Origin of the sequence: Dietzia sp. CQ4, assembly GCF_014145125.1 — a bacterium.
Taxonomy (GTDB): domain Bacteria; phylum Actinomycetota; class Actinomycetes; order Mycobacteriales; family Mycobacteriaceae; genus Dietzia; species Dietzia natronolimnaea.
Window position 1 is genome coordinate 1 of the sequence record NZ_JAALDZ010000083.1, and the last position, 10,957, is coordinate 10,957.

Annotated in this window: 8 protein-coding genes; 5 read left to right on the forward strand and 3 right to left on the reverse strand. The window is 69.8% G+C overall.

Annotated elements, in window-relative coordinates; genetic code table 11:
• The 3 genes from G6031_RS05550 to G6031_RS05560 all read right to left on the reverse strand — a co-directional run.
• The coding region (locus tag G6031_RS05550; protein ID WP_241737211.1) for a (Fe-S)-binding protein at window positions 1-2,455 on the reverse strand (2,455 nt) is incomplete at its 3' end.
• A 173-nt stretch (window positions 2,456-2,628) separates the two neighbouring features.
• Window positions 2,629-4,224 carry a S1 family peptidase gene (locus G6031_RS05555; protein ID WP_182652712.1) on the reverse strand — a complete coding sequence of 532 codons (1,596 nt, stop codon included), beginning with the start codon at window positions 4,222-4,224 and terminating at the stop codon, window positions 2,629-2,631.
• Window positions 4,225-4,338: 114 nt separating this feature from the next.
• Window positions 4,339-5,703: a S1 family peptidase gene (locus tag G6031_RS05560; protein ID WP_182652713.1), complete on the reverse strand. Its 1,365-nt coding sequence runs from the start codon at window positions 5,701-5,703 to the stop codon at window positions 4,339-4,341.
• 318 nt (window positions 5,704-6,021) lie between these two features.
• Here G6031_RS05560 and gdhA point away from each other — a divergent pair, with 318 nt between their 5' ends.
• The 5 genes from gdhA to G6031_RS05585 form a co-directional block, all read left to right on the forward strand.
• Entirely contained in the window at window positions 6,022-7,368 is a 1,347-nt protein-coding gene (gdhA, locus tag G6031_RS05565; protein ID WP_182652714.1) for an NADP-specific glutamate dehydrogenase, read from the forward strand.
• 377 nt (window positions 7,369-7,745) lie between these two features.
• Entirely contained in the window at window positions 7,746-9,599 is a 1,854-nt protein-coding gene (dnaK, locus tag G6031_RS05570; protein WP_179523533.1) for a molecular chaperone DnaK, read from the forward strand.
• Entirely contained in the window at window positions 9,596-9,793 is a 198-nt protein-coding gene (locus G6031_RS05575) for a hypothetical protein (RefSeq protein WP_182652715.1), read from the forward strand. The genes dnaK and G6031_RS05575 overlap by 4 nt, the downstream gene beginning before the upstream one ends.
• Complete coding sequence (gene grpE, locus G6031_RS05580; RefSeq protein ID WP_179523531.1) at window positions 9,790-10,407, forward strand: nucleotide exchange factor GrpE; 618 nt, start codon at window positions 9,790-9,792, stop codon at window positions 10,405-10,407. Before G6031_RS05575 ends, grpE begins: the two co-directional genes overlap by 4 nt.
• A 117-nt stretch (window positions 10,408-10,524) precedes the next feature.
• A partial coding sequence (locus G6031_RS05585; RefSeq protein WP_187700391.1) for a DnaJ domain-containing protein occupies window positions 10,525-10,957 on the forward strand: 433 nt, incomplete at its 3' end.

Below are 10,957 nucleotides of genomic sequence, written 5' to 3' on the forward strand. Positions count from 1 at the left end.
CGCTGACGGTGCCCGCGGTGCCGGCGGCGGCCACCTCGGCGCCCTCGCCCTCGTCGATCACCGGGTTGTCCGGTGTTCCGGCGGGTTCGGCGACCGCGGTCCTGGCCTCGGCAGGCGTCGCGGCCTCGGCCTCGGCGGCCTCCTTCTCCGCGGACGTCTTCTCGCGCTTCGGCTGCTCCAGCCATGCGGCCTCGCGGGGCTCCGGCAGACCGCCGTCGCGGGTGACGGACTCCAGCAGGAGCTGGGCCACGTCCACGACCTCGACCTGACCCTCCAGTTCGGTGCCGTCGGTCTGCGCGGTGGCGCCGTCGGAGAGCATCACCCGACAGAACGGGCAGCCGGTGGCGATCTTGGTCGCCTTGGTCGACAGTGCCTCGTCGACGCGGTCGATGTTGATTCGCTTGCCGACCGTCTCCTCCATCCACATGCGCGCGCCGCCGGCGCCACAGCACATGGAGCGCTGGCCGTGGCGGGGCATCTCCGTGAGGGTCACTCCGGAACCGTCCATGAGCTCACGCGGAGCCTCGTAGACCTTGTTGTGACGGCCGAGGTAGCACGGGTCGTGATAGGTCACGCCGCCGTCGATGGGGGCGACCGGCACGAGTCGCTTCTCCCGCACGAGACGGTTGAGCAGCTGCGTGTGGTGGACCACCTGGTAGTCGCCGCCGAAGTCGCCGTACTCGTTCTTCAGCGCGTTGAGGCAGTGGGCACAGGTCACGACGACCTTGCGCTGACCGGTGGGCACGCCGTCGAAGGCGTTGTTCATGGTCTCGATGTTCTGCTCGGCGAGCATCTGGAACAGGAACTCGTTGCCCGCGCGGCGGGCGGAGTCACCGGTACAGGTCTCACCCTGGCCCAGGACGGCGAACTTCACGCCGGCCGTGTGCAGCAGCGTGGCGACGGCCTGGGTGGTCTTCTTGGCGCGGTCCTCGAAGGCGCCGGCACAGCCGACCCAGAAGAGGTACTCGGTGTCCGAGAAGTCCTCGATGTCCGAGCCGATGACCGGGATGTCGAAGTCGAGGGTCTTCATCCAGTCATCGCGGCCCGAGTTGTTCTGGCCCCAGGGGTTGCCCTTGTTCTCGAGGTTCTTGAACAGGCCGGCGAGCTCGGTGGGGAACTCCGACTCGATGAGCACCTGGTAGCGACGCATGTCGATGAAGTGATCGACGTGCTCGATGTCCACCGGGCACTGCTCGACGCAGGCGCCACAGGTGGTGCAGGACCACAGGGCCTCCGGGTCGATGATGCCGGCGGCCATCGGGTCGTCGGACACGTCGGCGGTGGTGTGGCCGACCAGCGGGCGCTGGGCCTCGAGGCGGGCGGCCTCGGGGATCCTGGCCAGCTTCTTCTCGTCCGGGTTGCCCTCGGCGTCGACGAGTCCCGTCTCCTCGCCCATCGTGGTCTTACCGCCGGCGAGCAGGTACGGAGCCTTGGCGTGGGCGTGGTCACGCAGGGCCATGATCATGAGCTTGGGGCTCAGCGGCTTGCCGGTGTTCCAGGCGGGGCACTGCTCCTGGCAACGGCCACACTCGGTACAGGTGGAGAAGTCCAGCCAGCCCTTCCACGAGAAGTCCTCGATCGCGCCCGCACCCAGGACGGGCTCGAAGTCCTCGTCCGCCTCGGTGCGCTCCTCGATCTTCTCCATGGTCAGCGCCTCGCCGTCCATGGTCATCGGCTTGAGGGCGCCCAGCGCGGTGCGACCGTCGGCATCCCGCTTGAAGTAGATGTTGAAGAACGCGGAGAAGCGGTGCCAGGCGACGCCCCAGGTGATGTTGCGGCCGACGACGTACAGCCAGATCATGCCGGTGAGCAGCTTGATCAGCGCGAAGATGGAGACCATGAGCTCGTTGGCCGGCAGCACCGTGGAGATGGGGCCGGAGACCCAGTCGGTCGACCAGTGGAAGTCCTGGCCTTCGGCGCGGTACAGCGCGAGCTTGCCGGCCTTGACGAAGATCATGCCCAGGCCCTCGAGGAGGACGACGGCCTCCACGAAGTACGCGGCCCTGCGGTCGGAACCGTTGAATCGGTTGAGGCCCCGACGCTGGTTGACCTGGCGGATGATGATGAGCACGGTGATGCCGATGACGGTGCCCAGGCCGAGGAACTCGTCGAGCCCGTGGTACCACGTCTGATCCGACAGCCACGGCCAGCCGCCGCGCGGGTTGAACGTCTGGATGTAGGCCTCGAACCAGACGATCGAGCCGAGCATGAAGCCGATCATGACGAACCAGTGGAAGAAGCCGACCGACCGCTTCCTGGCCATCCTGGTGTGGGCGCCGACCTCGATGATCGTGTTCTTCATCCGTGCGAACACCGGGCCGAACCGGTTGAAGCCGTCCTTCTGCCCCAACATGATGCTCCGCACCATCCTGGACACGCCCCCGATGAAGGAGGCCCAGCAGAACAGACTGAGCAGGACACCGATCGTCCCGAGAGTGATGGTCACGCCTGACATGGTTCGCGGCCTTTCGTCGCACTTCTCGACGCACGAGCACCTGACGACCCCAGGGGTGCCCGTCGACGGTCTTGTCGTTAAAGGTAAGCCACGCGGGCCCCGTCCCACGAGTTGAGGTTCCCCTTAGCGGAGTGCACTCGATTCGTGGGACGGGGCCCGCGGGTCGTTCCGGATCAGTTGGTGCGCAGCGTCAGACCGGGATGCGCGGCCAGGACGTCGGAGATCGGGACCGCCGACAGGCGCGGGACGTACCCGTTCTCCCTGGCCACGGCGTCGGCGTTGGCGCAGGTCCCGGTCTCGGCGACGTTGGACGCGCTGGAGATCCCCAGGGCCTTGTCGCCCGAGAACACGACGCCGCCGCTGTCCCCGGGGAGGGCGCAGAGATCCACCGTGAACGCGTTGGCGATGGTGCGGGAGCCGGCGACGTCGATCATCGCGCCGACCTCGGAGACGGTGCCACAGGAGAAACCGGTCCGGAACCCGGTCTTGCAGGCCTTCTGTCCGACGACCGGGTCGGCTGTCCCGGTGATCGCCTGGGTGGTGTCGGGACCGGCGCCGACCAGGTTGGTGCGGAAGCGGTCGGCGAGCTCCGGGTCGACGGCCACGAGCGCCGTGTCGATGCCGTCGCGCTGGGTCCGCGTCATGGTGCCGAACTCCTCGCCGTCGGCGAACGCGGCGCGGGTGCCGTCGGCCCCCGCACAGTGCGCGGCGGTGACGACGACGGGCGTGCCGTCGAGCTCGCCGTTGAACCCGGTGGAGCACTCGAGGATCCCGCCCGGGACCGCGACGGAGTAGGCGGTGCCCCCGGCGATGGGGCCGGTCGGCGCGGGGCCGTCGGCGCGTGTCTGGTTCTCGGGGACCGGGGTGACGGGGTCGGCCATCGTCTGGCTCATCCCGTCGATGATCGAGCCGGTGCCGGGGGTGAGACCGGACAGGAGCTCGACGATCGTCCGCATCGGGCCCTCGGGGATGACGCCGGTCTGGTTGAGCAGGGCCAGGCTGCCGAGCGATCCGGAGTCGCCACCGGTGGCGGTCGGGCCCGGCGCGCCCGCGCGGGTCGTGGCGGGTTCGAGCCCCTGGGCGGTCGGTTCGCCGTCGGACTGGGTCCCGCCCGCCTCACTGCCGAACGGTGCGGTGTCCCACGCGGGGTCGGGGGCCTCGGTCATGTCGATCTCGGCGAGGTCCTTCAGCCGGGCGGTGAGGTTGCCCAGCTGGGCGGCCTCGCCGCCTCGGGTGGCCACGACCACGGTGTTGCGGGTGGGGTCGACCCGCACCCCGGTGACGAGCGCTCGAAGGTCCTCCGGGAGGTCGTCGACGATCTTGCCCACCTGTCGCTCGCGGGCGGTGAGCTCCTCGGTGGTCAGGGCCACGTCCTGCACGGTGAACCCGGCGTCGGTGGCCTCGGCACGCAGCAGATCGCCGGCCTCCCCGGCGACCACGCCCACCAGGCCCGTGCCCTCCTCGTCCAGCCACACGCCGCCGAAGGAGTCGCGGAACGCCTTCTCCCACCGTGGGCGGGACTCGGCCAGTCGCTCACCGATCCCGGCCTGGTCCAGGAACTGCTCGGGGGTCAGTCCGAGATCCCGGCGCAGGGCCTCGACCAGCGAGGTCAACTGCGATCCGAGCGCCGCGTCGAGGGCGGGGAGCGCCTGCGTCGTCGAGGGCGCCGTGGGGGCGGGAGCAGGGGCGGGGGCCGCGCCGGCGGGAGCCGCGGTGACGACCAGGGCCGCGGCGGCGGTGAGGACGGCGAACTTCGAGGTGGTGCGCATGGTGGCCTTCCGTGATGCACGGTGGACGACTTCAGGTCGACCAGTTGCGGCCAAGATTACGGAGATGTGATTACTGAGTCCAGTGTGACACGTGTGATTAGTGGGATTGATGTGTCATGACGCGCCGACCTGGAGTCCCGGGAAGCGGGCCGAGATCGCACCGACGGTCACCCCGACCATCGTGGGGACCCCGCCGCGGAGGGCGAGCTCGGTCCGCGCCACCTCGCAGCTCGGATAGGGCTGGTCGTTGGTGTCGAAGGCGTTGGAGAGGCTCGTCACGGCCACCGCGCGGGTCTCGGAGAAGACCACGCCGCCGCTGTCGCCCGCGATCGCGCACAGCTCGATCGCGACGTTCCTGACTCCGCCCGGGGTCGCCGAGTCGATCCCGGACACCTTCCCGCACGTGTAACCGGTCCGCTGACCGTACTTGCACAGGATCTGCCCCCTGACCGGGGACTGAGTGCCCGACAGCGGGAGGGGGCGCGCACCGTCGGAGAGGACGTGGGAGTTCCGGAAACGGGGATCGTCCTCGGGGTCGACGGTGATCAGTGCGGCGTCGAGGGCCTCGTCGGCCTCGGTGGACGTGAACGCCCCGAGCCTCGGCGAGCCGGTGCTCTCGGAGACCGTGCCGGGCCGGAACACGGACCGCCCCGTCGCGGGGTCCGTGAAGGAACTGCAGTGGGCCGCGGTGATGTTGACGACCCGTCCGTCGCGGATTCCGTTGAACCCGAGGGAGCACCAGTTGGCGACGGTGCGGGAGGGGGACAGGACGTACATCCGGGTTCCGCCCACCATGGAGTTCGGCAGCAGGGTGCCGGGGTCCGGGATCGTGGGGCTCTGGGTGCCGGGCAGCGTCGCCGTCCCCGACCCGACCGACCCCTGGGCGGGACGGAAGCCGGCGATGCGGACGCCCGCCCCGAGGTCGGCGGGGGGAGTCGGCGCGGCCCCCGAGTCCTCCACCACCACGGTGACGTCGCCGGTGGAGGGGTCCACGTCGATCGCGGTGACCCCGTCCCGCTGGCCCGGGGAAAGGGCGTCCGCCCAGTCCTGTGCCCGCTCCGCCGTCTGGTCGAGCTGCCGGGCCGGGGTGGGTGCGGAGTACACCGTGAACCCGCGGGACCGGGCGTCGGCGATCAACGGCTCCGCCTGGTCGGCGCCCCGGACCACCGCGACCTGGCCGGCGGCTCCGACGATCCTGACGCCGGCGAAGGCCTCGGGGAACCGGACGGTGTAGTCGTCCGAGGCATCGGCCAGGCGGTCGGCCAGGACGGACTGGGTCCGGAAGCCGGCCGGGGTGGTGCCGGCCTCCGCGAGCGCGTCCTCGAGGGACTCGTGCACTATCGCGGGCGTCGCGCGGGAGTCGTCCACCGCCGGGGCGCCGTCGCGTGGCTGGGCCTGGACGGCGATCGGAGCCGCGACCACGACCACGGCGACGAGGGCGCCGATACTCCAGGTGCGGCGGCGGGGGAGGTGGCGCATGGGGTCACTGTTCCTATCGGGACGGGAAGGGAACCGGCCGGGTCCGTGACCGTAGATCGTATGGCCGGATCCACGTCCGCGGGGAATTTCGCCCGGGGTGGTCCGCCGCGGGTCCGGGCGCGGCCTGGATCGGTGGTGGAAGCGGACAGACGCTAGGCTGCGGCACGGCGGCGGCGCGGTTCCGGCCGTGACACCGGCCTGCGGAACCTCGGTCCGAGGTGTCGCCCGAGGCGGGTGGTCCGCGTACACGTAGTCCCCAGCCCTCACGCCGCAGCCCTCAGATCGCCCCCCAGACCGCAGCCCCTGACCGGAGGTCCCATGTCCGACGCCGACGCCGCACTGCACGATGCGCTCGAGTCCGTGGTGGCCCGCAACCCCGGGCAGAAGCTCTTCCGGCAGGCCGTGCACGAGGTGCTCGAGTCGCTCGCCCCCGTGGTCGCGCAGCATCCCGAGTACGTCGAGGGCGGGATCCTCAAACGGATCGTCGAACCCGAACGAGTGGTGTCCTTCCGCGTGCCGTGGGTCGACGACTCGGGAGTGATCCAGGTCCAGCGCGGCTTCCGGGTCCAGTTCAGCTCCGACCTGGGTCCGTACAAGGGTGGTCTGCGGTTCCACCGGTCCGTCGACGAGGACACCCTCAAGTTCCTCGGCTTCGAGCAGGTCTTCAAGAACGCGCTCACGGGCCTGGGGCTGGGAGGTGGCAAGGGCGGCTCCGACTTCGACCCCCACGGTAGGACCGACGGCGAGGTGATGCGCTTCTGCCAGTCGTTCATGGCCGAACTCGCCCATCACATCGGGGCGGACCTGGACGTGCCCGCCGGGGACATCGGCGTGGGCGGCCGCGAGATCGGCTACCTGTACGGCCAGTATCGGAAGATCACGGGCCGGAACGAGGCGGGGGTGATCACCGGCAAGGGGATCGGCTACGGCGGGTCCTGGGCGAGGACCGAGGCCACGGGCTACGGGCTCGTCTACTACGTCCGCGAGATGCTCCGCGAGACCGACTTCAGCCTCGACGGCTCCCGCGTTGTGGTCTCCGGGTCCGGGAACGTGGCCCTCTACGCGGCCAGGAAGGCCACGCAACTCGGAGCCACCGTCGTGGCCTGCTCCGACAGCTCCGGGTACGTGGTCGACGAGAGGGGCCTCGACCTGGACCTGCTCGCCGACGTCAAGGACGTCCGACGCGAGCGGCTCTCGGTCTACGCCGATGAGCGGGGTGACTGCGAGTTCGTCGAGGGGCGTTCGGTGTGGGAGGTGAAGTGCGACATCGCACTGCCCTGCGCGACGCAGAACGAGCTCGACGGCGACGCCGCGCGGACCCTGGCGGGCAACGGGTGCCGCCTGGTGGCCGAGGGGGCCAACATGCCGTGCACCGAGGAGGCCGTCGAGGTGATCCGCGAGAAGGGCATCCTGTTCGGACCCGCCAAGGCCGCGAACGCGGGCGGTGTGGCCACCAGCGGGTTGGAGATGCGCCAGAACGCCGGTCGGCTGCAGTGGGACTTCGAGCGCGTCGACTCCGAGCTCGACCGCATCATGACCAACATCTATGCCACCACGGCCGCGACCGCCGAGGAGTACGGGATGCCCGGCGACCTGGCTGCCGGGGCCAACATCGCCGGCTTCCGCCGCGTCGCGGACGCGATGCTCGCGCAGGGCGTCATCTAGCTCAGGTCGTCCATTCCCCAGTCGGGAAGAGCGTTCCGCACGCATCGCCCGGGAGGCGGGTGTGCGGAACGGTCTTGTCGTTGAGGATGCGGGCGCGCGGGCGGGCGTGCGGGCGCGTGGATGGGCGCCAGGGCGGATTGAGTCGGGTGGGCGCAGGTTTCCGCGTGATCTGGATCACCCCGGGAATGGATCGGGCCGGTCCCCAGTTGTACAGGGCGTCAAACCTCAGCGATCCGGACTCAACTTGGGTTGACGGCGCCACCGCCGAGAGGCAGGGTGGAGTCACTGATCCGAGCCTTGAGCCGGGTCTGCTGAACAACAGAGTTTCGGACCACCCCCCGTCCGCGCGGTAACGGCGCGGAGAGAAGGAGAACATCATGGGACGTGCAGTCGGTATCGACCTCGGCACCACCAATTCCTGCGTCGCCGTCCTCGAGGGCGGCGAGGCCAACGTGATCGCCAACGCCGAGGGGTCGCGCACGACCCCGTCGGTGGTCGCGTTCGCCAAGAACGGCGAGGTCCTCGTGGGCCAGCCTGCCAAGAACCAGGCGGTCACCAACGTCGACCGCACCATCCGCTCGGTCAAGCGCCACATCGGCACGGACTGGAAGTCGGACTCGATCGACGACAAGAACTACACCCCGCAGGAGATCAGCGCGCGCACGCTCCAGAAGCTCAAGCGCGACGCCGAGTCCTACCTCGGTGAGGAGGTGACGGACGCCGTCATCACCGTCCCCGCCTACTTCAACGACGCCCAGCGTCAGGCCACCAAGGACGCCGGCCAGATCGCCGGCATGAACGTTCTGCGCATCGTCAACGAGCCCACTGCGGCCGCACTGGCGTACGGGCTGGACAAGGGCGACAAGGAGCAGACCATCCTGGTCTTCGACCTCGGTGGCGGTACCTTCGACGTCTCCCTGCTCGACATCGGCGACGGCGTCGTCGAGGTCCGGGCGACCTCCGGTGACAACCACCTCGGTGGTGACGACTGGGACCAGCGGATCGTCGACTGGCTCGTGGACAAGTTCAAGGCGCAGAACGGCATCGACCTCACCAAGGACAAGATGGCGCTCCAGCGTCTGCGTGAGGCCGCCGAGAAGGCGAAGATCGAGCTGTCGAGCGGTCAGTCCACCTCGATCAACCTGCCGTACATCACGGTCGACGCGGACAAGAACCCGCTCTTCCTCGACGAGACGCTGTCGCGCTCGGAGTTCCAGAAGATCACGCAGGACCTGCTCGACCGGTGCCGCAAGCCGTTCCAGGCCGTCATCAAGGACGCCGGGATCGCCGTGTCCACCATCGACCACGTGGTGCTCGTCGGTGGCTCGACCCGCATGCCGGCCGTGTCCGACCTGGTCAAGGAGCTGACCGGCGGCAAGGAGCCCAACAAGGGCGTCAACCCGGACGAGGTCGTCGCCGTGGGCGCCGCGCTGCAGGCCGGCGTGCTCCGCGGCGAGGTCAAGGACGTGCTCCTGCTCGACGTGACCCCGCTGTCGCTGGGCATCGAGACCAAGGGCGGCGTGATGACCAAGCTCATCGAGCGCAACACGACCATCCCCACCAAGCGGTCGGAGACCTTCACCACGGCCGACGACAACCAGCCGTCGGTGCAGATCCAGGTGTTCCAGGGTGAGCGCGAGATGGCGGCGCAGAACAAGCTGCTCGGCTCGTTCGAGCTCGCGGGCATCGCCCCCGCACCGCGCGGCGTGCCGCAGATCGAGGTCACCTTCGACATCGACGCCAACGGCATCGTCCACGTGACGGCCAAGGACAAGGGCACCGGCAAGGAGAACACGATCATCATCCAGGACGGCTCGGGCCTGTCCAAGGAGGAGATCGACCAGATGATCAAGGACGCCGAGGCCCACGCGGAGGAGGACCACAAGCGCCGCGAGGAGGCCGACGCCCGCAACCAGGCCGAGTCCACGATCTACCAGACGGAGAAGTTCGTCTCGGAGAACGAGGACAAGGTCCCCGCGGACAAGAAGGAGTCCCTCCAGGCCGCGATCGCCGAGGCCAAGACCGCACTCGAGGGCTCGGACGTCGACGCGATCAAGGCCGCCGTGGAGAAGGTCAACACCGAGGCCCAGGCCGTCGGCCAGGCCATCTACGAGGCCGCCGCGGCAGAGGGTGCCGAGGCCGGCGACCCCACCTCCGCGGGCTCGGCTGACGACGACGTCGTCGACGCCGAGGTCGTGGACGAGGACGAGCCGAAGGGGGACGACAAGTGACCGACGCGACCGGAATCCCTGATCCCGGCGACCCGGAGGCCACCGACGAGGAGGCCGTGGACGAGAAGTTCGTCCAGGACGCTCCAGTCGCCCCCGAGGCCGAGATCGTGGCCGAGGGTGCGGCCAGCGTCGACCCCGACGAGGTCGAGGCGGCCGCCGAGGACGACGAGACTGCCAGAGGTGAGTTCCAGTGACCACACCACACGCGGACGGTCCGGAGACGGACAAGGCCGCCTGGGCTGGCGGTGACGCGCAGGACGTGGCCGCCGCGCAGGCGGTGGACGACAAGACCGGCGCCGCTCCGTCGGAGGCGGTGGAGGGCGAGATCGTCGAGGACGACCCCGCCCCCACCACCGACGGCGCCGCCGGCGACCGGTCGTCCGACGACGACGCCACGTCGGCGCTGCAGGCGCAGCTCGACGAGCGGACGGCGGACCTGCAGCGCGTGTCGGCGGAGTTCGCCAACTACCGCCGCCGCGTCGAGCGGGACCGACAGGCCATCATCGACACCGCCAAGGGCTCGGTCCTCACCGAGCTCCTGACGATCGTCGACGACCTGGAGCGGGCACGGGCGCACGGGGACCTGGAGGAGGGGCCGCTCAAGGCCTTCGCCGACCGGGTCCACGCGGTCCTGGCCTCCCAGGGGGTCGAGTCCTTCGGCGAGGAGGGCGACGCGTTCGACCCGTCCGTCCACGAGGCCGTGCAGGACGAGTCGGAGGGCTCCGAGCCCGTGCTGGGCACGATCCTGCGCAAGGGCTATCGCCACGGCGAGCGGACCCTGCGGTCGGCGATGGTCACCGTCCGCTGATCCGCTCGTCCTCCACCGCCGCCGGTGTGCGGTCACCCGCACACCGGCGGTCGAGGTGGAAAAGTGAGACTTCGGGTAAGTAGGAACTGATCAGGAACCGATAGGGAAAGGAGGCGTCTGGTGAGTCAGCGCGAATGGGTCGAGAAGGACTACTACGCCGAACTGGGCGTCTCCAAGTCCGCCACGGCGGACGAGATCCGCAAGGCGTACCGCAAGCTCGCGAGCGACAACCACCCGGACAAGAACCCGGGGAACAAAGCCGCCGAGGAGAAGTTCAAGCGGGTCGGCGAGGCCAACAGCGTCATCGGCGACCCCGCCAAGCGCAAGGAGTACGACGAGTTCCGGGCGCAGGTCTCCTCCGGCGGGTTCGGCGGATTCGCGCCTCCCGGTGGGGGCCGATACACCACCACCGGCGGTGACTTCGACATCGGCGACCTCTTCGGAGGGGCCGCGGGTGCGGGCGGAGCCGGTGGGGCCGGGGGCTTCTCCGATCTCTTCGGCGGCCTGTTCAACCAGGGCGGCGGCCGCGGCGGCGGGGCCGGCGCGGGCC